This is a genomic window from Sphingomonas sp., assembly GCF_019749955.1.
GTDB lineage: Bacteria > Pseudomonadota > Alphaproteobacteria > Sphingomonadales > Sphingomonadaceae > Sphingomonas.
Genome location: NZ_JAIEPC010000064.1, coordinates 26,318 through 50,212, shown reverse-complemented (window position 1 = coordinate 50,212; position 23,895 = coordinate 26,318). Strand labels below are relative to the sequence as shown.

Here is a 23,895-nt window from a genome sequence, read left to right as displayed (position 1 = left end):
CGTTCAGCTAAATCTCCACCATCGAACGACGGCATCGTGCCTGGGTACGAAGATTTGAAGTGGAGATAGCGATGATGAAGAAGTTCACGCTCGCCAGTGTCGCAATTGCCCTGTCGGCCTCGGCACTGATTTCGGCGGCCCCTGCGACCGCGCAATCCTATGGTGGCGGTTATTACCAGAATGACGGTTACCGCGGCTATGACAATCGTGGCTATGACAATCGTGGCTATGACAATCGTGGCTATGATCGCCGCGACTATCAACAGGATTACCGGCAGGATTATCGGCAGGACTATCGCCAGGACTACCGGCAGGATTACCGCAACGATTACCGCAGCAGCTTCCGCCGCAACCGCTGCGACGCGACGACCGGCACGGTGCTCGGCGCGATCGTTGGCGGGCTGCTCGGCAATGGCGTCGCGGGTCGCGGCAACCGCGCAGTCGGCACGATCATCGGCGGCGCAGCGGGTGGCCTGGCAGGCAATGCCATCGCTCGTGACGGCTGCCGCCGGTAAAATTTCCCTCGCGTAGCGTATCGAGGGCGGGGGCGGGTTTCCTTAAGGGAACCCGCCCCTTGTTGTTTTTGGCTTAAGGGAATGCCCTTGATCCGGTCGTGCTGAGCTTGTCGAAGCACCGTTCTTCTTCTTCGAAGGTTTCGCAGAAGAAAAACAGCCCTTCGACACGCTCAGGGCGAACGGGGGATTGGATGCAATCCGAGCCCCAATCCCCGCTTGGTTCATATCGATCAAAAAGGATCGCCGACGGCAAAGCCGTCGGCCGGATCGGGGCGAGCCCCGTCCGCCGGCCATGGGCACCCCGCAAAGTATTACTTTGCGGGGTGCCCCGTGCCGGGCGCTGCGCGCGTCGCGCGCACCGGCCCGCAGCACGCGGGCCTGCGCCCGTCAGTACATATGCTGCCCGCCGTTGATGCTCAGCGTCGATCCGGTCACGAACGCGCCGCCGTCACAGCACAGAAACGACACCGCACGCGCGATTTCGTCGGCCTGGCCCAGTCGCCCGACCGGAATCTTGGCGACAATCTTCTCGAGCACTTCGGGCGGCACGGCGGCGACCATGTCGGTGTCGATATAGCCCGGCGCGATTGCGTTCACCGTCACGTTGAACTTCGCGCCTTCCTGCGCCAGCGCCTTGGTGAAGCCGTGGATGCCCGATTTGGCGGCAGCGTAGTTAACCTGGCCGTACTGCCCGGCCTGGCCATTGATCGAGCCGATATTGACGATGCGGCCCCATTTGCGCTCGCGCATGCCGGGGAACACCGCCTTGGCCATGTTGAAGCAGCCGCCCAAATTGGTGTCGATCACGTCCTTCCACGCCTGATAGGTCAGCTTCAGGATCGTGCCGTCGCGGGTGATGCCGGCATTGTTGACGAGGATGTCGACCGGGCCGAGCTCTTCGGCGACCAGCGCGGCGCCCGCCTGGCTCGCGTCGAAATCGGCGACGTCCCATTTATAGGCCTTGATGCCGGTCCGTTCGGTGAATTCGCGCGCGCGCTCGTCATTGCCAGCGTAATTCGCCGCGACGGTAACGCCTTGTGCTTGCAGGCCAAGGCTGATGGCCTCGCCAATTCCTCGTGTGCCGCCGGTAACGATCGCAACGCGTGCCATAAACCTCTCCTCTTTATCGTTAGGGAAAGGCTAGTCCGGCGCGCGCCATCCTTCAAGCTCGCGCGCGAGCAACGCACGCAACATGGCGATTCCACCGGGTGAATCGTTGAGGCAGGGCAGATAGGCAAAGTGGGTACCGCCTGCTTCCTCAAACTGTTCACGCCCGCGAATCGCGATTTCCTCCAGCGTTTCGAGGCAGTCGGACGAAAAACCAGGGGCCACCACGACGACTTTCTTGACGCCCTTGGTCGGCAGCGCCTCGAGCGTCACATCGGTCGCGGGTTCGAGCCAGATCGCCGAGCCGAATCGCGACTGGAAGGTCACCGTCACCTCGCGCCCCAGGGCTTCGCCGAGCAGCCGCGCGGTCTTCTGGCATTGGCAATGATAGGGATCGCCAAGGTCCAGCGTGCGCGCCGGCATGCCGTGAAAGCTCACCATCAGCGCATCGGGTTCGAAATCGAGCTTGCTCAGCCCTTCGGTAATCGACGCGCGCAAGGCCTCGATATGCACCGGGTCGTCATAATAGGGCGGCAGCGTCCGCAGCGCGGGCTGCCAGCGCATCGCCCGCAGCAATTCGAACGCCTTGTCGTTGGCCGTCGCCGTCGTTGCCGCGCAATATTGCGGGTAAAGTGGCGCGAGTAATATGCGGTCGCAACCCGCGTCGCGCAGCCGCTGCATCACCGTTTCGATCGACGGATTGCCATAGCGCATGGCCCAGTCGACGATCACATCATCGCCGAACGCATCCTTGAGCGCCAAGGCTTGGCGCTTGGTGTTGGCGGCGAGCGGCGAGCCGTCCTCGCTCCACACCGCGCGATAGGCCTCGGCCGATTTTTGCGGGCGCGTGTTGAGAATGATTCCGCGCAGCACCGGCTGCCAGATGATCGCGGGCAGTTCGACCACGCGCCGGTCCGACAGAAACTCGCGCAGGTAATTTTTGACCGATTTGGTATCGGGACCGTCGGGTGTGCCGAGATTGGTGAGCATCACGCCGATCCGGCGGGGCTTGACGGGGGGATGGTCGGCGGGGCGGCTCATACCGGCGCCGTAAACGGCAAGTGGCGGAAGCGAAAGCCCGCAGCGGCTTGCAAGGCATTGGCAATCGCGGGGGCGACGGGCGGTACCGCCAGCTCGCTCACCCCGCCGGGCTCAGCTTCGCTGCGGATCAGCTCGACGGTGATGTCGGGGATGTCGGCGAGCAGCGGCAGGTTGAGCTGGCCTAAATGATGTACCGTTGCCTGCCCATCGCGAAAGCCGGTCGTGCCGCCGAGTGCTGCCGCGACGCCGAACAGCAAGCCGCCCTCGATCTGCTGCAACACCAGATCGGGATTGATCTGGCGCCCGCAATCAACCGCCGCGACGATTCGGTCGACGCGCGGACGCCCGGCCTCGAGATGCGCCTCGACCAGCACGGCGATATGGCTGCCGCGAAATGAGTGGCAGGCAATGCCCTGGCCGCTGCCCGCCACGCCGCCTTCCCAGCCGCCGAGCGATGCCGCCGTCGACAGGCAGCGCACAAGGCGGGGTTCGCCGGTGATCGCGACGCGGAACGACAGCGGCTCGGTGCCCGCGACATGCGCGAGTTCGTCGAGGAAACATTCGGTGAAAAAGGCGGTGTAGCTATGCGCGCCCGACCGCCAATGGCCGGTCGGCACGCCGATCTCGACCGGGTGGTGATCGATCGCGAAATTGGGGAAGCGGTAAAAGGGGAGCGCGCCTGCCACGGCATAGGGATCGCCGACACCGTGCAGCGCGAGCGCGGCTTGCACGGCGGACTCGCCCGCAAACAGCCGCGCGGCGATTTCGCGGCCCGTGGCAGGGGCGGCGATCTTGGTGAGCCAGCCCATGACGCTGCCGTTGAGCCCAACCCGCGCTGTCAGCCGCGCGGCGGCGGGCGGGCGATAGCGATCATGCGCCAAATCCTCGCGCCGCGACCAGATCAACTGGACCGGGCGCTTGACCTGTTGCGCGATCAGCGCGGCCTGCGCGGCGACGTCGTGGTCGAGATGGGCGCCGAACGATCCGCCCGCCATCATCGGGTGCAGGATCACCGCGCTTTCGGCAATGCCGATTGCCGCCGCTGCGGCGGCGCGCGCGCGCGCAGGGGCGAGCGTCGGCAGCCAAAGGTCGAGCTGGCCGCGCGCAAACCGCGCGGTAGCGGTCATCGTTTCCATCGACGCATGCACGGCCATGCCGACGCGATAGTCAGCGGTGACGACGCGCGCGCCCTTGAACACGCTCCGCAAATCGCCGCGCGACGCCATCCGCTCGCCGGGGCCGTTGAGCGCCGCGATCAGGGCTTTGTCGATGCTGGCGGTCGAGGCGCGCGGGCCGGTCGTCTCGAAGCGCAGGTTGATCGCGTCGAGCGCCTGGTTCGCGCTCCACCAGCTGCTGGCGACCGCTGCGACCCAGGTGTCGGTCGCGACCACGTCGACCAGCCCGCGAATAGCCTCGGCCCGCTTGCGATCGAATGATTTGACGCGGCCGCTGCCCGCTGGCGCCTGGCGAATCGCGGCATAGACCATGTCGGGCAAGCGAATGTCGCCCGCAAAATTGGCCGAGCCGTCGACCTTGGCGGGCACGTCGAGCCGGGGCAGCGACTGGCCGGTGAGCCGCCCGGTGTCGCCGGTGCGCAGCGGCAGCGAGTCGGGCAGATCAAGCGCGGCGGCTTCGGCGGCGAGCGGGCCGAAGCGCAATTGCTGCTTGCCATGGGTGACGAAGCCATTCGCGGTGCTGCACGTTCGCCAGTCGACGCCCCAGCGCACGGCCGCCGCCTTGCACAGCAGCACGCGCGCGGCAGCGCCAGCGCGGCGCAGGTCGCGTTCGAAGCTGCGCACCGATGTCGAGCCTGCCGTCAGCATCAGCGTGGTGCGCGTCGCATAGCCGCGTGTCAGTTCAGGCGGCAGACCCGCAAACACGCCTTCGAGCATTTCCTCGGCCCCGAGCGCATTGGCGTAGAGCGGGTTGAGCGGCGCGGGCTCGACCGAGACGGTGCGCCAGTCGGCGCCGAGTTCATCGGCCAAAATCTGCGGCAGCGCAGTATAGACGCCCTGGCCATGTTCGGTCTGGGGGATGGCGACCGCGACATGGCCGTCGGCGCCGATCTTGAGCCATGCGCCATAGATAGTCTCGCCCGGCGCGGCGGCGAGGTTGGGCGCATAGCGGCGCGGCCACACGCCCCAGGCGACGAGCAGCCCGAGGCCGGCACCCCCGCCAATCAGCAGGCGACGCCTGTCGATGCCCATGCCCAAAGCCATAGCGCCGCCCTAGGGCCGGACCGGTCGCAATGCCAGCGTCACGCGGCTTGCGCTTCCTCGGCATAACGCGCGCGATAGGTGGCGCGAATCGTCACCTTGTCGATCTTTTCGGTGCCGAGCCGGGCGAGCGGCGCGTCCGACAGCCAGATCATGCGCGGCACCTTGAACGCGGCGATCCGCGCGGTCAGGAATTCGGTCAGCGCTTCGGCATCGAGCACGGCGCCGGGGCGGACATGCACGACCGCGCCTGGCACTTCGCCGAAACGTTCGTCGGGCAGCCCGAACACCGCGACTTCGGCGACGCACGGGTTTTCGTAAATCGCGGCTTCGACTTCCTGGCACGAGATATTCTCGCCGCCACGGATGATGATGTCCTTCTTGCGGTCGACGATGAACAAATAGCCGTCGTCGTCGAGATAGCCGATGTCCCCGGTCAAAAAGAAGCGATCCTCGGTAAAGGCATCGCGCGTTGCCTCGGGCCGGTTGTAATATTCCTTGAAGTTGCAGATCGACCGGATCGCGACTTCGCCGCGGTCGCCAGCTGGCAGCGGCTGCTCCTTCGCGTCGAGGATCGCGAGTTCGACGAGCGGGGGCGAGGCGCGCCCGGTCGAATTGGGCTTGGCGAGGTAATTTTCGCGGTAATTGCCGCAGCCGACGCCGTTGGTCTCGGTCAGGCCATAGCCGAGCAACGGCTTGGCCCCGCCCATTTCCTCGCTCAAGCGGCGGACATGCTCGACCGGGCGCGGCGCACCGCCTGCGGCAAAATCGGTGCAGCTCGTCAGATCATAGTTGGGCCGGTTCGGATGGGTAAGGATTTCAAAGCTCATCAGCGGCACGCCGACGAAATAGCTCACCCGTTCCTGTTCAATCAGCCGCATCGCTTCTTCGGCATCCCACTTCGGCATCAGCACGAGCTTGCGGCCCATCGCGAAGCTCTGGAGGAAAACGGGCACTTCGGCGGTGACGTGGAAGAGCGGCACGTTGAGCAACGTCGCATGCTGCGCAGGCGGCGGCGTGCCGTCCTGCGTCGCCAGCGCGAGCATCGTCAGCGCGCTGGCGAGGTAGTTGAACACGGCCTGGGTGATCGCGCGGTGATCACTAAGCGCGCCCTTCGACTGGCCGGTCGAGCCGCTGGTGAACAGGATCGTCGCATTGTCATCGCCCATCAGCATCGGCAGCGCGGTTTCGGCATTGCCGCCCCGGCTGGTGAGCGGCGCCATCGCCTGCACGAGCGGAAGGCGATCGTCGATCGGCACAATTTCCGCACCGAGCCCGGTCGCTTCGTCGAGTCGTTGCGCGCGCGGAGCATCGGCGAAGACGAGCTTGCACTCGACCTCGGCAATGGCGTCGGCGAGCTCGCCGGTCTGCCACCAGCCGTTGAGCAATGTGGCGACGCCGCCTGCCATCAGGATTCCCATGTAGAGCGCGATCCAGGCGGGCGAATTGCGCATCGCAATGCCGATCCGGTCGCCCCGCGTGATGTGAAAGCCGTCGATCAGCGCGCGGGCGACATCGGTTGCGGCACTATGGACCTGCGCAAAGGTCAGCCGCTCGTCGCCCGCGACCAAAAACGTCTTGTCGGCATGCTCGGTGCAGAAATGCGCGAAATAATAGGTGAGCGCGGGCGGCGCGACCGCGATGGCGGGATAGTCCATGCCATCGCGCTGCACTGTCGTGAGCGGCATCGGGCCCCCCGGCCCGGTCAGCCCTGCGACTGCGGCATCGATACGCTGGTCCAACACGCTCGGCATTTGTCTCTCCCTCTTGGTCTTCGACCCGTACCCCCTTATGGAGGCGCGAAAGCTCGGGGAAAAGCCTTGATCCTGTCTCTTGTCACTGCGGCTGCCGATACTGGTACGCATATCCGTTTCGAGCAGCTCGGGCTCAATCCGGCGGTCTTCACGATCGGCTGGTTCAGCCTGAAATGGTATTCGATCGCCTATATCACCGGCATCATCGTCGGCTGGTGGTATCTGCTGAAGCTGATTGCCCAGCCGGGCGCGCCAATGGCGCGGCGGCACGCCGATGATCTGGTGTTCTATGCGACGCTGGGGGTGATTCTCGGCGGGCGGCTGGGCTATGTGATTTTCTATTCGCCCGACATGTTTCTGGAGCCGTGGCGCATCCTGCGATTGTGGGACGGCGGCATGTCGTTTCACGGCGGCACAATCGGTACCTCGATTGGCCTGATTCTCTTTTCGCGCAACAACAAGCTCGATTGGCTGCGCGTGCATGATTATGTTGCGTGCACCGTCCCGTTCGGGCTGTTTTTCGGGCGGCTGGCGAATTTCGTGAACGGTGAGCTGTGGGGCAAGCCCGCCGATCTGCCCTGGGCGATCATCTTCCCACATGCAGGGCCGCTCGCACGGCACCCGAGCCAGCTCTACGAAGCGGGGCTTGAAGGGCTGGTGCTCTTCGCGATTCTGTGGTGGGCGTTCTGGCGGACCAAGGCACGGTATCAGCCGGGGCTTCTCGTGGGCATCTTCACGGCGGGATATGGCATCGCGCGCTTCCTCGTTGAATATTGCCGCGAGCCCGATGCGCAGTTCGCGGGGACCTTTATCGAAAAGACCGGCATTCAGATGGGCCAGTGGCTGTGCGTGCCGATGATTGCGGGCGGCGCCTATCTGATCCTGACCGCCAAAAGTCGGCGCCACCGGATCGAAAGCATCGCGGGCGCGGAGAGCGTTGCCTGAGGTGAGCGACGCGGCACAGCCGGAAGCATTATTGGCCGAACGGCTGGCGCGGGCGATCACGCTGGCGGGGCCGATCCCGATCGCGCAGTTTATGGCGGCGGCGAATGCGCATTATTACGCCACGCGTGATCCGCTGGGCGCGGGCGGCGATTTCGTGACCGCGCCCGAAATCAGCCAGATGTTCGGCGAGCTGATCGGCGCCTGGGCGGCGGACCTGTGGGAGCGCGCGGGGCGACCGCCGGTTGCCTATGTCGAGCTGGGGCCGGGGCGCGGGACGCTTGCCGTCGATGCGCTGCGGGTGATGGCCAAGGCGGGCCTGACGCCGCCGGTGCATTTCGTCGAGACCAGCCCGGTGCTGCGCGCGGCGCAGGCCGAGCGCGTTCCCGGCGCGGTTTGGCACGACGACACGACCAGCCTGCCGGACGATGTCGCGCTGATCATCGTCGCCAATGAATTCTTCGACGCGCTGCCGATTCGCCAGCTCGTGCGCGCGCTCGACCATTGGCACGAGCGTGTCGTGGGATGCCAGGATTTGCTGTTCCTGCCGATTGCGGGCGCGCGCGTGCCCGACGCGATCATCCCGCCCGAGCTTGCCGATGCGCCGCCGGGATCGGTGATCGAAACGGCGCCTGCTGCGGTCGCGATCATGCGCGATCTGGCCCAGCGGATCGCGGCGCAGGGCGGGGCGATGCTGACGATCGATTATGGCTATGCGGGGCCTGCGATTGGCGAGACATTGCAGGCGGTGCGCGCGCACGGCTTTGCCAATCCGTTCGAGGCGCCCGGCGCGCACGACCTGACTGCGCATGTCGATTTCGCGACGCTGGCGGCGGCGGCGCTCAGCGCGGGCGCGGTGCCGTACGGTCCGGTCACGCAAGGCGCGCTGCTGACTGCGCTCGGGATCGACGCGCGCGCGGCGGCGCTGGGGGCGACGGTGGCGCCCGATCGCGATCGGCTGGTCGCGCCCGACCAGATGGGGGAATTGTTCAAGGCACTGGCCGTCACCGCGCGCGGCTGGCCACAACCGGCGGGGTTTGCATGATCGATTATCGCGACGCGACACCAACCGACGGCCCCGCGCTCGACGCGATGGCCCGGACAATCTGGCTGGAGACGTTCGGCCATTCGGCCAGTCCTGACGATATTGCGCTGTACGTTGCCGAAGCCTTTGGGCCGCAGGGTCGGCTTATCGCGTCACTGACAGAGCCAGCGCACAAGATCCGGCTTGCCATTAGCGACACCGTGATTGCCGGCTTTGCCAAGCTGTCGCCCTTATGGCTCACCGATCCGGTCATCGCGGCGGGGGCACAGCAGCTCAGCCAGCTCTATGTCGCCCAAGCCTGGCACGGGCGCGGCGTGGCGCAGGCGCTGATGGCGTGGACGATCGATACCGCGCGCCAATCGGGCGCCAGCGCGCTGGTGCTGACGGTGTGGGAAGACAATCACCGCGCGAAAGCTTTTTACGATCGCTATGGCTTCGTCCATATCGGCGATTATGCATTTCCCACCGGCACCCAGATTGATCGCGACCTCATCATGCAGTTGATGCTGTGAGCGCCGTCGAGGTGATCCGCGCCACGGCGTTGAACGGCACCCCGCATGGCTTTCTCGGACGGCGCGGCGGGGTGTCGGGCGGCATTGTTGCCGGGCTGAACGTCGGCACGGGATCGGACGATGAGGCTGACGCGATTGCCGAGAATCGCGCACGCGCGGTGGCGGCGGTGTTGCCCGACGCCGCGCTGGTGACGCTGTTTCAGGTGCATTCAGCCGAGGTGGTGACGGTGGTCGCCCCCATCGATTTCGACGAACGCCCGCGGGCTGACGCGATGGTCAGTGATCGGCCGGGGCTGCTGCTCGGGATTCTCACCGCCGATTGCGCGCCGGTGCTGCTCCACGACGAAACCGCCGGGGTGATCGGCGCGGCACATGCCGGGTGGAAAGGCGCGCTGAGCGGCGTCACCGACCGCACGGTCGCCGCGATGGTTGCGCTGGGAGCCAAGCCCGACCGGATCGCGGCGGCGATTGGCCCGTGCATCAGCCGGGTCAGCTATGAAGTCGACGACGGCTTCGCCCGCCGCTTCGAAGAACATGATCCGACGAACGAGCGCTTCTTCGCGCCCGGCCGTCCGGGCCATCAGCAATTCGATCTCGCCGCCTATGTCGCCGCGCGGCTGGCGGGGGCCGGGGTCGGACGAATCGAGCTGACGAGCCACGACACCTATGCCGATCCGGACCGGTTCTTCAGCTTCCGCCGCGCCACCCACCGCGGCGAAAGCGATTACGGTCGACAGATTTCGCTGATCGGGCTTGGCTAAGCTATCCCCCCGGCCATCCAGCCGCTAGAAGCGCGCCATCCCTCCCCAAGGAGCGCCTTCATGACCGACGAAACCGAAGCCACCCTGACCGGGGTCGAATCCCGCCGCCGTCCCAAGGCCGACATCGACACGATCGGCGGGCGCAAGCTGAAGCCGTCGACCTTGATGATGGGCCATGGTTATGACCCGACGCTGTCCGAAGGATCGCTCAAGCCGCCGATCTTCCTGACCTCGACCTTCGTCTTCCCCAATGCAGCGGCGGGCAAGCGCCATTTCGAAGGCTTGACGGGCAAGCGCCCGGGCGGCGCCGAGGGTCTCGTCTATTCGCGCTTCAACGGCCCGAATCAGGAAATTCTCGAAGACCGGCTCGGCGTGTGGGAAGAGGCCGAGGATGCGCTGACGTTCTCAAGCGGTATGTCGGCGATCGCGACCCTGTTCCTGTCGATGGTCAAGCCCGGCGACACGATTGTCCATTCAGGCCCGCTCTATGCCGCGACCGAAACGCTGATCGCGCGCGTGCTCGGGCGGTTCGGCGTGCATTTCCTCGATTTTCCGGCAGGCGCAACGCGCGAAGAAATCGACACGATCCTCGCCAAGGCCGCGACTGGCCGGGTCGCGCTGATCTATCTCGAAAGCCCCGCCAATCCGACCAACGCGTTGGTCGATGTCGAAGCGGTTGCCGCCAGCCGCGACGCGATCTGGGCGAACAGCGAGGACAAGCCGCCGATCGCGATCGACAACACCTTCCTCGGGCCGCTGTGGCATCAACCGCTGAAGCATGGCGCTGATCTGGTCGTCTATAGCCTGACCAAATATGCCGGCGGCCATTCGGATCTGGTCGCGGGCGGCGTGCTGGGGTCGAAGGCGCACATCAACACGATCCGGCTGATGCGCAACACGATCGGCACGATCACCGATCCCAACACCGCGTGGATGCTGCTGCGCAGTCTCGAGACGCTCGAATTACGGATGAGCCGCGCGGGCGAGAATGCGGTGAAGGTCTGCGAATTCCTGCGCCACCACCCCAAGGTCGAGCGCGTCGGCTATCTCGGCTTCCTCGAATCGACGCCGGGTGAAGAGCGGCAGGCCGACATTTACCGCCGCCATTGCACCGGCGCGGGCAGCACTTTCTCGCTGTTCCTGAAGGGCGGCGAGAAGGAGAGCTTCGCTTTCCTCGACGCGCTCAAGATCGCCAAGCTCGCGGTATCGCTCGGCGGCACGGAGACGCTCGCGAGTCACCCGGCGGGGATGACGCATTTGTCGGTGCCCGAAGCGCGCAAGAAAGCGCTCGGCATCACCGATAATCTGGTGCGCATCTCGATCGGCGTGGAGGATGCCGATGATTTGATTGCCGATTTCGATCAGGCGCTGAACGCGATCTGAAGCCGACGAACCGCACGCCAGCGCGGCGGCGGGCGCGGGGCGCCCGCCGCTTCGCGGCAGCAAGGGAAATCGACCGGCGCGTCTAGCCGCTGCATCCAGCGCTCGACGACTTGGTTAGCCTTGATTGTCAGTCAAAGCGTCGAGACTTTTTACGTTTCGCCTGACGAAGTGCACGCCGTCGCCGGAAGTTCTCCAGCGTTTTGCAGCGCTTGCGAGTTTTGCCGGCGGCCAAGCCGCCGACGCCCTACGTGCGTTTACCTTGCCAGGCCGACATGCGGACATCCGTCTTTTATCCTGGATGACTCCGCGCCGGTCGATGATCGACGCCCCACCGGGACGCCAACCCCGTCACGCCAATCCCGCCGGCCGGACGGGGTGATCGTGACGGCGAGGCATATAGCCTATATGGTTATAAATGTCAAGTCTATTTTGCCGAATCGGTCGGACGTTCGGCGAGAAAGTCGAGCACCGGCAGCGCTTCGAGCCGGTGGTGGAAATCGAACCATGCCGCGTTTTCCCAGCCTGATCCCTTGCCCCAGCGCGTGCCGCAGCGCGTCGACACCCAATCGGGCGCCCAATAATTGACGCCATTGCCGCCCGCCTTGAACACCGCACGGGTCAGGTCGATCATATAGGCGCGCTGGCCCGCAGGCGTTGCGGGATAGGCCGGATCGAGCGAGTCGGCGCCCAACAGATTGGCCGATTCGTCGGCATTGTCGGTGGTGAAGGGATAAGCGGTTTCGACGACCATCACCGGCTTTTGGTAGGTCGCGCGTAGCCGGGTGATTGTCGCGGTGAGGCCACTGACGCTTTCTTTCGACCATTTGCGGTAATAGCTGAGGCCGATCATGTCATAATCGGTCACCCCCGCCTGGGTCGCGGCCGCGAACCAGGCTTCCGCATTTTCGGGCTGGGCAATGTGGAGCATCGTCTGCACCGGCTTCCCCGCCGCGACCGATGCTTCGCGCACTGCGCGCAGCCCTGCGTTGAGCAAGAGCGCGTTGCGCGGCCAGTTGATCGCCTTTTTCGGGCCTGCCGCGAGTTCGGGATTGGTCTCATTGCCGACCTGAACGAGTTCGGGCCATAGCTGCGCCTTGGCGAGCGTATCGAGCACGTGGCGGGTATAGTCGTGCAGCGCCGTCGCCTGTTGCGCGTCGCTCAAGCCCACCCAGGCGGCGGGCGGGTTCTGCTTGTCGCCATCGGCCCAGTCGTCCGAATAATGGAAATCGAGCAGCACTTGCAGGCCGGCCTTGTGTGCGCGGGCGATCGAGACTGTCACATCGGCGAGCGTGCTGTAATGGGTCCATTTCGGATCATTCCAGAGGCGGATGCGCGCGAGATTGCCGCCGCGCGCCTTCATCAGCACGAACGGATCGACCGGCTTGCCGCCCGCGCGATAGACTGCGCCGCAATCGCGCATTTCATTGGCGTAGGACAGGTCGCCACCGAGGTAGAAGGGCTCGGGCGCGGGCGCCGCGCCAACGGCGGTGAGCATGGCGATGGCGGCAAGCGCGCGGCCTAAGCGCATCAAAACAGCCCTTCGACCTGGCCGTGCGCGTCGAGGCCAATGGCTTCGGCAGCGGGCGTGCGCGGGAGGCCGGGCATTGTCATCAGATCGCCGCAGATCGCGACGACAAAGCCCGCCCCCGCCGCGAGCCGGACTTCGCGGATCGGCAGGATATGGCCTTCGGGCGCGCCGAGCAGCGTGGGGTCGGCGGAAAAGCTGTACTGGGTTTTGGCCATGCACACGGGCAAATGACCGAAGTCCGCCGCTTCCCACCGCTTGAGTTGCGCGGTGACGCTGGGGGCCGGGGCGATGTCGGCGGCGCGGTAGAGGCGGGTCGCGACGCTGCGGATCTTGTCGAGCAGCGGCAGTTCGTCGCCGTACAGCGGCGCGAAATCATTGCCGCGTTCGGCGAGCGCCGCGACTGCATCGGCAAGTTCGGTCGCGCCCGCGCCGCCCTCAGCCCAGTGGCGGCACAGCACCGCGCGGACGCCGTGGGCGGCGCAAGACTGCTCGATCACCGCAATCTCTGCATCGCTGTCGCCGCCGAAATGGTTGATCGCAACGACCGCAGGCACGCCGAACTGGCGGACATTTTCGATATGGCGAACGAGGTTGACGACACCGCGCTCGACGGCGGCAACATCCTCGGCGCCGAGATCAGTCTTGGCGACGCCGCCGTTCATCTTGAGCGCGCGCACCGTCGCAACAATGACCGCGGCGGCCGGGGTGAGCCCGGCCTGGCGGCATTTGATGTCAAAGAATTTCTCCGCACCCAGATCGGCGCCGAACCCGGCTTCGGTGACGACATAATCGGCGAGGCCCAAAGCGGCGCGCGTCGCGATCACCGAATTGCAGCCATGCGCGATGTTGGCGAACGGGCCGCCGTGAATGATCGCCGGATTGCCCTCGAGCGTCTGGACCAGATTGGGTTTGATCGCCTCCGCCAGCAGCACCGCCATTGCGCCATCGGCCTTCAGGTCGCGCGCGGTGACGGGCTGGCGGCCCCGCGTCTCGGCAACGATGATCCGCCCGAGCCGCGCCTGCAGATCGGCCATGTCTTCAGCGAGGCACAGCACTGCCATCACTTCGGACGCGACGGTGATGTCGAAGCCCGATTCGCGCGGGTAGCCATTGGCGACGCCACCGAGCGACTGGGCGATGTCGCGCAACGCCCGGTCGTTCATGTCGAGCACGCGCCGCCACGTGACGCGCCGCACATCAATGTCGAGCGCATTGCCCCAATGGATGTGGTTGTCGATCAGCGCGGCAAGGAGATTGTGCGCGGCGGTGATTGCGTGGAAATCGCCGGTGAAATGCAGGTTGATGTCGACCATCGGCGCCACTTGCGCGCGCCCGCCGCCGGTCGCCCCACCCTTGGTGCCGAAACAGGGGCCGAGCGAGGGTTCGCGCAAAGTGAGGATGGTCTTGCGCCCGGTGAGGTTGAGCGCGTCGGCAAGGCCGATCGACGTCGTCGTCTTGCCCTCGCCCGCCGGGGTCGGGTTGATCGCGGTGACGAGGATCAGCTTGCCTTGGGCGATCGGGGCGGGGAGCTCGCCGATATCGATCTTGGCCTTGGCGCGGCCATAGGGTTCGATCGCCGCCGCCGGGATGCCCGCTTGCGCCGCCACATCGGCGATCGGGCGCAGCGTGACCTGGCGGGCTATTTCGATATCGGTCGGCATCTGACTCCCTCTCGGTTTTGGTGCGCACTGCCTGTTCTCGCGCGCCGCCACAAGTCAGGTGACAGGCGCGCGGCGTCGCCCTAGCAAGAGGCGATGATCGCACATCTCAAAGGGCGGCTGCATTCGACCGGCATCGACAGCGCCGTGATCGATGTCGGCGGCGTCGGCTATCTGGTCGGCGCGTCGGCCAAGACGCTTGCGAGCATTGGCCCCGTTGGTGAAGCGGTGATGCTCCACACCGAAATGCTGGTGGGCGAGGATTTCATCCGGCTGGCGGGCTTTGCGAGTGCTGCCGAGCGCGACTGGTTCCGGCTGCTGACGGGGGTGCAGGGCGTGGGGTCGCGGGTGGCGCTGGCGATATTGTCGGCGCTCGACCCGGCGGAATTGAGCCGCGCGATCGGCGCGCAGGACAAGGCAATGGTTGCGCGCGCCAATGGGGTGGGGCCGAAACTTGCCGAGCGGATCGTGCGGGAATTGAAGGATGCGGGCAGCGGGATCGTCGTCGGCGCATCGGGCGCGGTGGCGGCGCCGAAGGGGGCGAGCGCAGACGCGGTATCGGCGCTGCTCAACCTCGGCTTTCGTCCCGCTGAAGCGAGTACGGCGGTCGCGGCGGCGGAAGAGGAACTGGGCGCGGGCGCGGGACTCGATGCGCTGGTGCGGCTGGCGCTGCGGAAGGCAGCGCGGTAGGTTCGCGACGAGGAGAACGCCGATGCACATGACCGCCGTCATCACTGCTGCCGAGGAGGGGGGCTTTGTGTCTTACAACCCGGAGACGGGCACTGCGAGCCAAGGCGAAACGATTGAGGAGGCCATCGCCAATCTGCGCGAAGCCGTAGAACTCTATCTTGAAGTGTTCCCGATCAAGGGCGGTGCCGCGCCGCTCGTTACGTCGTTCGACGTGCCTGAACATGCCTAAATTGCCCGTGCTTTCGGGCGCAGAGGTCGTTCGTGCGCTCGAGCGGCTCGGATTTGAACAGATTCGGCAACGCGGCAGCCATGTCGTTCTACAACGCGGCTCAGCAGGGTGCGTGGTCCCGCTACACAAGGAAGTCCGCAAGGGCACCCTTGCCACGATCATCCGGCAGGCCGGCCTGTCGCTAGATGAGTTTGCGGGTGCACTCGCATGAAGATCGGGCTTGCAACGCTTGTGGCGATGGCCTTGTTTGCGGCGATGGCACCGGCCCAAGCGCGCGAGAAGACGATGTCCGCCAACCCAATCGCCTATGTCGAAATTCCGGTGACCGACATGGACCGGGCAATCGCCTTTTACGCTGATGTGCTCGGCTTCGACTTTGAACGTCAGACGATTGACGGGTACGATATGGCGCTGTTCCCCGCCGCCGAAGGGGCGGCGGGGGCGAGCGGGGCGCTGGTCAAGGGCGATGTCTATGTGCCGGGCAAGACCGGGCCGATCGTCTATTTCCGCGTGGCGGACATCGACGCGGTGCTCAAGCGCGCGCGGGCACGGGGTGCGAAAATCCTGTACGACAAGAAGGATGTCGGCGCGTTCGGCTTCGTCGCCGAAGTCGAGGACAGCGAAGGCAATCGCATCGCGCTGAGTGCGCCGAAGTAGCGGGCCATTCTGGACTTGGCGTGCGCTGGGCCTATGATGTGGGCATGACCGATATGTCTTTCACGATGCCGCCAGACCTCAAGACCTGGATCGATGCACAGGTGGCGCAGGGGCGCTATGCCGATGCGGGCGATTACCTGCGCGATCTGGTGCGGCGTGATCTGGAGACTGCCGATCAAGATACGCTGTGGCTGCGTGGCCTGATCGCAGATGGCCTTGCATCGGGGACCATCGACAAGGCACCCAATGTCGTGATCGAAGAGATCATTGCTGAGCGCCGCGCCCGACGTGGCTGATATCGAACTGAGTCCATTAGCCCGCGCCGACCTCGCGGAAATCGATGAATACGGCGCCGACCAGTTTGGCCAGGATGCTTCAGACCGTTATCTGCGCGGGTTCAACGAAGCGTTTGCCCTGCTTGCACGCCACCCTTTTTCCGGCGCCGCACGCGCCGAACTCGGCGATGGCATCAGGTGCCTCGTCCATCGCAAGCACCGCATCTTCTATCGGTTTGAGCAAAACGGCATCACTATTGTCCGCATTATTCATCACACCCGCAACGCTCGCAACATGCTGTTATGACTGCCGACCGCCTCCTTTCCCCCACGCGCGCGACTGAAGACGTTGACGCCGCGCTGCGCCCGAAATCGCTCGACGAGTTCGTGGGGCAGCAGGGCGCGCGCGATAATCTCCGCGTGTTCATTGCCGCTGCCAAGGCGCGGGGCGAGGCGCTCGATCATGTGCTGTTCTTCGGGCCGCCCGGCCTCGGCAAGACCACGCTCGCACAGATCATCGCGCGCGAGATGGGGGTGGGGTTTCGGGCAACGTCCGGCCCCGTCATTGCCAAGTCGGGTGATCTGGCGGCGTTGCTCACCAATCTCGAGGATGGCGATGTGCTGTTCATCGATGAAATCCACCGGCTCCAGCCGCAGGTCGAGGAAATCCTCTATCCGGCGATGGAGGACCGCGCGCTCGATCTGATGATCGGTGAGGGGCCGTCGGCGCGCAGCGTGCGGATCGACTTGCCGCGCTTCACGCTCGTTGGCGCGACGACGCGGCAGGGGTTGCTGACGACGCCGCTCCGCGACCGCTTCGGCATCCCGGTGCGGCTCAATTTCTACACCGTCGCCGAGCTGACCCGCGTCGTCACCCGCGCGGCGGGACTGCTCAACCTCGCCATCTCGCCCGATGGCGCCGCCGAGATTGCCGGTCGCGCGCGCGGGACGCCGCGGATCGCGGGGCGGCTGCTGCGGCGGGTGCGGGATTTCGCGCATGCTGCCGGGCATGAGATCGTCGATGCGCGCGCCGCCGACGCTGCGCTCAACCGGCTTGAAGTCGACAAGCTCGGGCTCGACGCGATGGACCGGCGCTATCTGATGATGATCGCCGATATCTATCGCGGTGGACCGGTGGGGGTGGAAACGCTCGCGGCGGGCCTCAGCGAACCGCGCGACACGGTCGAGGAAGTGATCGAACCCTATCTGATCCAGCTCGGCCTGATCGCGCGCACCGCACGTGGGCGCTGCCTCAATGGCATGGCGTGGAGCCACCTCGGGCTCAATCCGCCCGCCGGCAGCCAGGACGGGCTGTTCGATCAGCCGAGCAAATAGACGGTGCCGGAGGCAATGCCACCGAACACCAGCGCGACCAGGATCGACAAAATGGCGGCGATTGCGCCGCCGCCGCGCCGCTGGTTGAACGATTTGCGCGGCATCGGCTTGGCGAGTTTGAGCTCGATATAGCCCGCCGCCACGCCCGCCATCGCGGTCATGGCGAGCGTCACGAGCGCGCCCGGGATCGTATAGGTGGCGACCGCGACGGGCAGGATCACGCCGAGCGGGGCGGCCATCGCCAGCGCAGCGGCGAGCTTGGCCCGGCTGACCTCGCCCTTGTCGACCGGGGCGACGGTAAGCAGATCGGGGGTATCCTCGGCCGAAATCGCCAGCCACGCAAAGCTGCCGGCCAACTGGCCGATCACCAGCACGCTGGCAAAAGCGAGTGTTGGCGCGACGAGAACCGCACTGTGCCGCCCGAAAGCGAGAAACAGCAGCGGCGCCAGATAGACGACCCGCAGCACCACTTGAAACGCCAGCGCGGGATCGCGCAGCAGCAGCCGCACTTCCTTGGCGAAGATCGTGCCGAACAGGCCGTCGCGGAATTTGCGGCCGATTGCCTTGCCGGTCGGTGCGGCGCGCGACAGGCGGACGCTTGCCATTTGGTAGCTCGACAGGAACCAGCGCTCGAAGGCGATGCCCGTTGCCACGAACAGCGCGACGCCACCGCCGCAGAGCAGCAGGATCGCGAGCGGATCGCCAAACGCGGCCTTGCCGGGCAGCGCGCCGATCCCGCTCTCGCCGAGATGACGGTGGCGCAACCAATCGAAGATCGCTGCGCGCCCGCTGCGCGGGCCGTTCGACGTATATTGCCCGAACAGGAACAGCGCGCCGCCGAGGAGGGCGGCGGTGACTTGCCCGACCGTGCGTGCGGCGCGGGGACCGACAAGCTTTGCCACCGCCAGCGTGATCGCCAGACCGGTGCAGGCGGCCACCAAAGCCAGCGCGAGCAGCAGGCCGACCGCGCCGAACAGCGCAGGATGGCCGAGCACCGCGACCGGCACCAATATCGGCAACAGCAGGAACAGATACGTCGTGACGATCGCCCCTGCGATGCCGGTCAGCTTGGCCGCGAGCACGGTGCGCTCGGGCATCGGCGCCGACAGCAGCAGGTCGAGGTCGCCTGCTTCGTAGAGCGTATGCTGGCTGCCGAGCACGGCTTGCGCGACCATGAAGGCGAACATGCCGACCGCGACGGCAAGGATGATCGTGCCTGCAATGGGCGAATAGCTGAACGGCACATCGCGCAAAGCCCAGCCGACGAAACAGCCAATCGCAACATAGCCCGCGAGCAGCGCATAGCCGAGCCAGCGCGTGCGCGTCCCGGTGCGTGCGCGCATCCCGCGCATCGTCTGGCGGATTTCATGCGCCACCAGCCAGGGGAAGGACCCCGGCGGCAACAGGCTGGCGCGCGCCATCAGGCGGGTTCGCTGGTCAGGCGGATGAACGCATCCTCCAGCGTCGCATCGGCGCCGCCGACGCGCGTGCGCAGTTCGTCCATCGTTCCTTCAACCAGCATCCGGCCATGCGCGATGATGCCGATGCGGTCAGCGAGCCGCTCGGCGACTTCGAGGATATGGGTGGTGACGATCACCGTCGCTCCGGCATCGACCTGCGCGCGCAACGCATCCTTGACCGACCTTGCCATCGTCGCGTCGAGCCCGGTCAGCGGTTCGTCGAGGATCAGCAGGCGCGGGCTGTGGATCAGCGCGCCCGCGAGCGCGACCTTCTGCTTCATGCCGCGCGAAAAGCCTTCGCAGCGGGTGTCGCGCTGTTCCCACAGCTCGAGCCATTTGAGCAGCCGTTCGGCCTCGGGCACGGCTTGCGCGGGCGGCACGCGCCAGAGACCTGCGACAAAGGCGAGATATTCGGTCGGTGTGAGCTTGTCATAGAGCATCGGATCATCGGGCAGCCACGCCGTGATCGCCTTGGCGCCGAGCGGATCGCGCGCGGCGTCGATGCCGTAAATTTCGATTGTCCCCGCATCGGGGCGGGTGAGCCCGGTGATCATCCGCAGCGTCGTCGTCTTGCCCGCGCCATTGGGCCCGAGCAGCGCATAAAGCTGCCCCGCCGCGACATCGAGGTCGAGCCCGGTGATGACGGGCTTGTCGAACGCCTTGGTCAGGCCACGAATACGGAGCGCGAGATCGGTCATGCGCGTAAGACTAGAGGCGTTTGCGGGGGTGTCTAGTGCAGCTAACGCACTGCGCCCCATGTGCCGGACGGGGTTCTAATGTCGGAAATAGTCGGTTAACAGCCAGCGCGATGGCCGCGCCCCACACCGACCAGCCCGCCGATGCGCCAATGGGTGGCCGCTTCGACGGCCGTGAGCACCGGCTGGGCATCCGCGTCTATTTCGAGGACACCGATTTGTCGGGCGTCGTCTATCACGCCAATTATCTGCGCTGGATGGAGCGCGCGCGGTCGGACATGTTGCGGCTGGCGGGAATCGACCAGCGTGGCGCGCATGACGCGGGCGAGGGCGCCTATGCCGTCACCGAACTTGCGATCCGCTACCGCGCGCCTGCCCGGCTCGATGATGCGGTCGTCGTCGCGAGCCGATTGGTCGCGATTCGCGCCGCATCGTGCCGCATTCATCAACGAGTCATGCGCGACGGGTTGATATTGGCCGACGCCGAGGTCACCGCCGCTTTCGTTGCCCCCGACGGGCGACCGAGGCGGCAACCAAAGGCATGGATCGACGCTTTTCAACCGCTCATCTGGGCGCCGGACCACGACACGGGACTTAAGGGAGCCGCATGACCTTCGCACTCAACACCGATGCCAGCACATTGTCGCCGATCGCTTTGTTCCTGCAGGCCGATATCGTAGTGCAGGTCGTGATGGTCGGGCTGTTGCTCGCCAGCGTGTGGACCTGGGGCATCATCCTGTCGGCGACGTTCAAGCTGGGCAGCGTCACCCGGCGCGGCGCAGCGTTCGAGCGCGATTTCAACAAGGCCGAGGATGTCGACGCCTTCCACCGCGCGCAGGGCGAAAGCGACTTGCCGATCGCGCGCGTGTTCGCGGCAGGCGTCGCCGAATGGCGCCGCTCGACGGCGGGCGGTGCGATCGACCGTGAAGGCACGCGCGAGCGGCTCGCGACGAGCATGGGGGCCGCAGTCGCGACCGAAGTCGACAAGTTGGCGGATCGGTTGAACATCCTCGCGACGGTGGGGTCAGTGGCACCATTCGTCGGGCTGTTCGGCACCGTGTGGGGCATCATGCGCAGCTTCAGCGGCATTGCGCAGGCGCAAAGCACCTCGCTCGCGGTGGTTGCGCCGGGGATTGCCGAAGCATTGTTCGCCACCGCCATCGGGCTGTTCGCGGCGATCCCGGCGGTGATTGCCTACAATCGCTTCAGCCACCGCATCAACCGGATTGAGGCGCGGCTCAACCGCTTTGCCGACAGCTTCCACGCGACCTTGTCGCGCCAGCTCGAAACGCCGGTGGCGCGGCGCTGATGGCGGGGATGCTTCCTTCGCAGCGCGGGCGCGGGCGGCGCGCGCCGATGGCCGACATCAACGTCACGCCGATGGTTGATGTGATGCTGGTGCTGTTGATCATCTTCATGGTCACCGCCCCGCTGATGACGGCGGGGGTGCCGGTCAACCTGCCCGACAGCCGCGCCAAACCGCTCAACCAACAGGCCAAGCCGACACGGATCGCGATCGACGCGCGCGGAACGATTTTTGTCGATGATGTCGAGGTCAGTGATGCGCTGCTGCCCGATGCGCTGACGCAGCTTGCGGCGAAGACGCCGGGCGAACCGCCGCAAATCTATCTGCGCGCCGATCGCGAGCTGCCGTACAGCAAAGTGATTGCGGTGATGGGCGAGCTCAACCGCGCGGGGCTCAACAAGGTCGCGCTGGTGACGGTGGCGAAGGGGCAGTGATCGCACCGCTGCCCTTTACGCTGCGGGCGTGGTGATCGGGCGATGGACCGCAGCGATCGCATCGGCCTGGGTGCCGCGCTTGTGCTTCACCTCGGGCTGTTCGGCGCCTTGTCGGTGAGCCTGCTCAGCCGCCGCACGCCGCCCGCGCCGCCGCCGCCGTCGGTCGATGTGTCGCTGGTCGAGGAGGTGGGCTTGCAATCGAGCGCGCCCAAGCCAGTGGCCGAACCGGCGCCGTCGCAGGCGCCCGATCCCGGGCCGCCCGAGGACGCAGCACCCCCGCCGCCGAAGCCGCAAAAGGCCGCGCCCGAGCCGCCTGCGCCCAAACCGCCCGAACCCAAGCCCAAGCCCGCGCCGGTTGCCGCCGCCAAGCCTGCGCCGCCCAAGCCGCGCGAGGTTGCAACGGCAGCGCCCGCCAAACCGAGCAAGCCCGTCGCCAAGCCGGTCACCGCAACGCCGGTACCGACCAAGCCCGCTGCCAAGTCGGGGACAGGGACGCAGGTCGCCTCGCTCAAACCGAAGCCGCGTGGATCGCGTCAGCTCGACCAAATCGTTGCGGGCCTCACCGACAAACCGAGCCCGAGCAAGGTTGTCGCCCCGGTTGGCGTGGTGATCGATGCCAAGGCGCTGGCGGGCATCCAGGACGCGATTCGCCGCCAGATTCAGCCCTGCGCGGATCGGCTGTCCAACGCCGGCATCCCGCAGGAAGCCAAACGGATCGTGATCAAGTTCAATCTGCGGCTGAACCCCGACGGGAACCTTGCCGTGCGACCGACGGTTGTCAGCCGGTTGAACACCGATGCCGAAATCGACCGCTATGCCCAGCAAATCGCCGATCTGGGGATCGCCGCGTTCCGGCAATGCGCGCCGCTGAAGCTGCCGGCCGAATTTTACCAGACCGCCAATGGCGGCTGGAACAACATCAACTATAACTGGCAACTCCGGTGAGGATGACCATGACCCCACGCTCGATGCTTTGTTGGTTTGCGGTCGCGGCGCTGGGCGGCATGCCGGTCCTTGCCCAGACGGTGCCTGCCCCGCCGCCGGGTCAGACCGCGCCGGGTGACCAGACGCCGCCACCGCTCGAAGTATCGGTGACCGGCGGCATTTCGGCGCCGCTGCCAATCGCGATTCCGGCGATGCCGACCAATGCGGCGGTGGCGACGGCGGCGGGCAGCACCGATGCGCTCGGGCGCCAGCTTGCCGATGTGATGACGGCGGACCTGAAGAATTCGGGGCTGTTCAATCCGCTTGCCGCCGATCGGTTGAAGCCCGTTGCTTACGGCGAAGTGACCGCGCCGCAGTTCGATTATTGGGGCGGTACCGGCGCGCAGGCGCTGGTGCAGGGGTTCGTCAAGGCGAATGGCGACGGCACGCTGACGGTCGGCTGCTATCTCTATGACGTCTCGGCACGCGCTGAACTGGCGCGGCAGGGGTTTGTCGTGACCCCCGCCGACTGGCGCCGTGCTGCGCATAAGTGTGCTGACACCATCTATGCCCGACTGACCGGCGAAGGGCCCTATTTCGACAGCCGCGTCGTCTATGTCTCCGAATCCGGCAGCAAGGGGCGGCGGATCAAGCGGCTGGCGATCATGGACCAGGACGGCGCCAATCACCGCTTCCTGACCAATGGCCAGTCGATCGTGCTGACGCCGCGCTTCGCGCCCAACCAGCAGTCGATCGTCTATATGAGCTTCGTCGGTGATCGTCCGGCGGTCTATGTCTATGATGTCGGCAGCGGACGCCAACGGCTGGTGGTGGCGAATGTCAGCACGACTTTTGCGCCGCGCTTTTCGCCCGATGGCCGCTGGATCCTGTTTTCGATGGCGACCGGTGGCAACACCGACATCTACCGCGTGTCGAGCGCGGGCGGGACGCCGCAGCGGCTGACCAATGCGCCGGGGATCGACACCGGCGGCAGCTATTCGCCCGACGGCAGCAAGATCGTTTTCGAAAGCGACCGGTCGGGCGGGCAGCAGCTGTATGTGATGGATGCCGATGGCGGCAATCAGCGCCGGATAAGCTTCGGCGGCGGGCGCTATGCGACGCCGGTGTGGAGCCCGCGCGGCGACCTGATCGCGTTCACGCGCGTCAGCGGCAATTTCCGCATCGGCATCATGAGCCCCGGCGGCAGCGGCGAAAAGCTGCTCACCGACGACTGGCAGGACGAAGGGCCGAGCTGGTCGCCCAATGGCCGCGTGCTGATGTTCTTTCGCGCGTCGCAAGGATCGTCGGGCAAGGCCGATCTGTGGTCGGTCGATCTGACCGGGGTCAACCTGCGCCGCGTGCCGACGCCGCTCGACGGGTCCGATCCCGGCTGGGGGCCGTTACGCCCCTAAGCTGCCACCAAATCAC

The 23,895-nt window shown here is 66.1% G+C and carries 26 protein-coding genes; 18 read left to right on the top strand and 8 right to left on the bottom strand.

Features of this window, described 5'->3' with window-relative positions; translation table 11 throughout:
* Positions 1-74 precede the first annotated feature (74 nt).
* Positions 75-515 carry a glycine zipper 2TM domain-containing protein gene (locus K2W81_RS12420; RefSeq protein WP_366932254.1) on the top strand — a complete coding sequence of 147 codons (441 nt, stop codon included), beginning with the start codon at positions 75-77 and terminating at the stop codon, positions 513-515.
* A 387-nt stretch (positions 516-902) separates the two neighbouring features.
* On the opposite strand, the gene phbB is transcribed toward K2W81_RS12420, so the two are convergent.
* From phbB to K2W81_RS12400, 4 genes are read right to left on the bottom strand one after another with little or no spacing between them, the layout of a single operon-like run.
* A complete protein-coding gene (gene phbB, locus K2W81_RS12415; protein ID WP_294104746.1) occupies positions 903-1,625 on the bottom strand; it encodes an acetoacetyl-CoA reductase in 723 nt (240 codons plus the stop codon).
* Between the two features lie 30 nt (positions 1,626-1,655).
* The gene (gene hemH, locus K2W81_RS12410; RefSeq protein ID WP_294104744.1) at positions 1,656-2,663 is read right to left on the bottom strand and encodes a ferrochelatase; all 1,008 of its coding nucleotides are present in this window, start codon (positions 2,661-2,663) and stop codon (positions 1,656-1,658) included.
* Entirely contained in the window at positions 2,660-4,882 is a 2,223-nt protein-coding gene (locus K2W81_RS12405) for a molybdopterin cofactor-binding domain-containing protein (RefSeq protein WP_294104742.1), read from the bottom strand. The genes hemH and K2W81_RS12405 overlap by 4 nt, the downstream gene beginning before the upstream one ends.
* A 38-nt stretch (positions 4,883-4,920) precedes the next feature.
* Positions 4,921-6,633: a class I adenylate-forming enzyme family protein gene (locus tag K2W81_RS12400; RefSeq protein ID WP_294104740.1), complete on the bottom strand. Its 1,713-nt coding sequence runs from the start codon at positions 6,631-6,633 to the stop codon at positions 4,921-4,923.
* 66 nt (positions 6,634-6,699) lie between these two features.
* Here K2W81_RS12400 and lgt point away from each other — a divergent pair, with 66 nt between their 5' ends.
* From lgt to K2W81_RS12375, 5 genes are read left to right on the top strand one after another with little or no spacing between them, the layout of a single operon-like run.
* Positions 6,700-7,578 carry a prolipoprotein diacylglyceryl transferase gene (gene lgt / locus K2W81_RS12395; RefSeq protein ID WP_294104738.1) on the top strand — a complete coding sequence of 293 codons (879 nt, stop codon included), beginning with the start codon at positions 6,700-6,702 and terminating at the stop codon, positions 7,576-7,578.
* A complete protein-coding gene (locus K2W81_RS12390) occupies positions 7,571-8,620 on the top strand; it encodes an SAM-dependent methyltransferase (protein ID WP_294104736.1) in 1,050 nt (349 codons plus the stop codon). The genes lgt and K2W81_RS12390 overlap by 8 nt, the downstream gene beginning before the upstream one ends.
* On the top strand, positions 8,617-9,132 hold the full coding sequence (locus K2W81_RS12385; protein ID WP_294104734.1) for a GNAT family N-acetyltransferase: 516 nt from the start codon (positions 8,617-8,619) through the stop codon (positions 9,130-9,132). Before K2W81_RS12390 ends, K2W81_RS12385 begins: the two co-directional genes overlap by 4 nt.
* Entirely contained in the window at positions 9,129-9,893 is a 765-nt protein-coding gene (pgeF, locus tag K2W81_RS12380) for a peptidoglycan editing factor PgeF (RefSeq protein WP_294104732.1), read from the top strand. The genes K2W81_RS12385 and pgeF overlap by 4 nt, the downstream gene beginning before the upstream one ends.
* Positions 9,894-9,953: 60 nt before the next feature.
* On the top strand, positions 9,954-11,276 hold the full coding sequence (locus tag K2W81_RS12375; protein ID WP_294104730.1) for a cystathionine gamma-synthase family protein: 1,323 nt from the start codon (positions 9,954-9,956) through the stop codon (positions 11,274-11,276).
* Between the two features lie 424 nt (positions 11,277-11,700).
* Here K2W81_RS12375 and K2W81_RS12370 read toward each other — a convergent pair whose 3' ends face one another.
* Positions 11,701-12,771: a glycosyl hydrolase 53 family protein gene (locus K2W81_RS12370; protein ID WP_294104728.1), complete on the bottom strand. Its 1,071-nt coding sequence runs from the start codon at positions 12,769-12,771 to the stop codon at positions 11,701-11,703.
* A gap of 32 nt (positions 12,772-12,803) precedes the next feature.
* Positions 12,804-14,465, bottom strand: coding sequence for a formate--tetrahydrofolate ligase (locus K2W81_RS12365; protein ID WP_294104727.1), 1,662 nt, complete (start codon positions 14,463-14,465; stop codon positions 12,804-12,806).
* A gap of 93 nt (positions 14,466-14,558) precedes the next feature.
* Between K2W81_RS12365 and ruvA the strand changes: the two genes are divergently transcribed.
* The 7 genes from ruvA to ruvB are packed head-to-tail and all read left to right on the top strand — an operon-like array spanning position 14,559 to position 17,648.
* Positions 14,559-15,152: a Holliday junction branch migration protein RuvA gene (gene ruvA / locus K2W81_RS12360; protein ID WP_294104726.1), complete on the top strand. Its 594-nt coding sequence runs from the start codon at positions 14,559-14,561 to the stop codon at positions 15,150-15,152.
* Positions 15,153-15,174: 22 nt separating this feature from the next.
* Complete coding sequence (locus K2W81_RS12355) at positions 15,175-15,381, top strand: type II toxin-antitoxin system HicB family antitoxin (protein ID WP_294104725.1); 207 nt, start codon at positions 15,175-15,177, stop codon at positions 15,379-15,381.
* Positions 15,374-15,592 carry a type II toxin-antitoxin system HicA family toxin gene (locus tag K2W81_RS12350; RefSeq protein ID WP_294104724.1) on the top strand — a complete coding sequence of 73 codons (219 nt, stop codon included), beginning with the start codon at positions 15,374-15,376 and terminating at the stop codon, positions 15,590-15,592. Before K2W81_RS12355 ends, K2W81_RS12350 begins: the two co-directional genes overlap by 8 nt.
* Positions 15,589-16,038, top strand: coding sequence for a VOC family protein (locus K2W81_RS12345; RefSeq protein WP_294104723.1), 450 nt, complete (start codon positions 15,589-15,591; stop codon positions 16,036-16,038). Before K2W81_RS12350 ends, K2W81_RS12345 begins: the two co-directional genes overlap by 4 nt.
* Positions 16,039-16,082: 44 nt before the next feature.
* Positions 16,083-16,334 carry a type II toxin-antitoxin system ParD family antitoxin gene (locus tag K2W81_RS12340; protein ID WP_294104719.1) on the top strand — a complete coding sequence of 84 codons (252 nt, stop codon included), beginning with the start codon at positions 16,083-16,085 and terminating at the stop codon, positions 16,332-16,334.
* Positions 16,327-16,620, top strand: a complete 294-nt coding sequence (locus K2W81_RS12335) for a type II toxin-antitoxin system RelE/ParE family toxin (protein WP_294104717.1) — start codon at positions 16,327-16,329, stop codon at positions 16,618-16,620. The genes K2W81_RS12340 and K2W81_RS12335 overlap by 8 nt, the downstream gene beginning before the upstream one ends.
* Complete coding sequence (gene ruvB, locus K2W81_RS12330; protein ID WP_294104716.1) at positions 16,617-17,648, top strand: Holliday junction branch migration DNA helicase RuvB; 1,032 nt, start codon at positions 16,617-16,619, stop codon at positions 17,646-17,648. The genes K2W81_RS12335 and ruvB overlap by 4 nt, the downstream gene beginning before the upstream one ends.
* Here ruvB and K2W81_RS12325 read toward each other — a convergent pair.
* Together K2W81_RS12325 and K2W81_RS12320 are read right to left on the bottom strand one after the other, a co-directional pair.
* Positions 17,633-19,069 carry a hypothetical protein gene (locus K2W81_RS12325; protein ID WP_294104714.1) on the bottom strand — a complete coding sequence of 479 codons (1,437 nt, stop codon included), beginning with the start codon at positions 19,067-19,069 and terminating at the stop codon, positions 17,633-17,635. The genes ruvB and K2W81_RS12325 overlap by 16 nt on opposite strands.
* Positions 19,069-19,806, bottom strand: coding sequence for an ABC transporter ATP-binding protein (locus K2W81_RS12320; protein ID WP_294104712.1), 738 nt, complete (start codon positions 19,804-19,806; stop codon positions 19,069-19,071). The genes K2W81_RS12325 and K2W81_RS12320 overlap by 1 nt, the downstream gene beginning before the upstream one ends.
* A 149-nt stretch (positions 19,807-19,955) precedes the next feature.
* Here K2W81_RS12320 and K2W81_RS12315 point away from each other — a divergent pair, with 149 nt between their 5' ends.
* Genes K2W81_RS12315 through tolB form a run of 5 tightly spaced genes read left to right on the top strand, consistent with a single transcriptional unit; the run spans position 19,956 to position 23,879 of the window.
* Entirely contained in the window at positions 19,956-20,414 is a 459-nt protein-coding gene (locus tag K2W81_RS12315; RefSeq protein ID WP_294104824.1) for a YbgC/FadM family acyl-CoA thioesterase, read from the top strand.
* Positions 20,411-21,112, top strand: coding sequence for a protein TolQ (gene tolQ, locus K2W81_RS12310; RefSeq protein ID WP_294104710.1), 702 nt, complete (start codon positions 20,411-20,413; stop codon positions 21,110-21,112). Before K2W81_RS12315 ends, tolQ begins: the two co-directional genes overlap by 4 nt.
* Positions 21,112-21,543: a protein TolR gene (gene tolR, locus K2W81_RS12305; RefSeq protein ID WP_294104708.1), complete on the top strand. Its 432-nt coding sequence runs from the start codon at positions 21,112-21,114 to the stop codon at positions 21,541-21,543. Before tolQ ends, tolR begins: the two co-directional genes overlap by 1 nt.
* A gap of 42 nt (positions 21,544-21,585) precedes the next feature.
* Positions 21,586-22,488: a cell envelope biogenesis protein TolA gene (locus K2W81_RS12300; RefSeq protein WP_294104704.1), complete on the top strand. Its 903-nt coding sequence runs from the start codon at positions 21,586-21,588 to the stop codon at positions 22,486-22,488.
* Positions 22,489-22,511: 23 nt separating this feature from the next.
* Complete coding sequence (gene tolB, locus K2W81_RS12295) at positions 22,512-23,879, top strand: Tol-Pal system beta propeller repeat protein TolB (RefSeq protein ID WP_294104703.1); 1,368 nt, start codon at positions 22,512-22,514, stop codon at positions 23,877-23,879.
* The last annotated feature ends 16 nt before the right edge of the window (positions 23,880-23,895 follow it).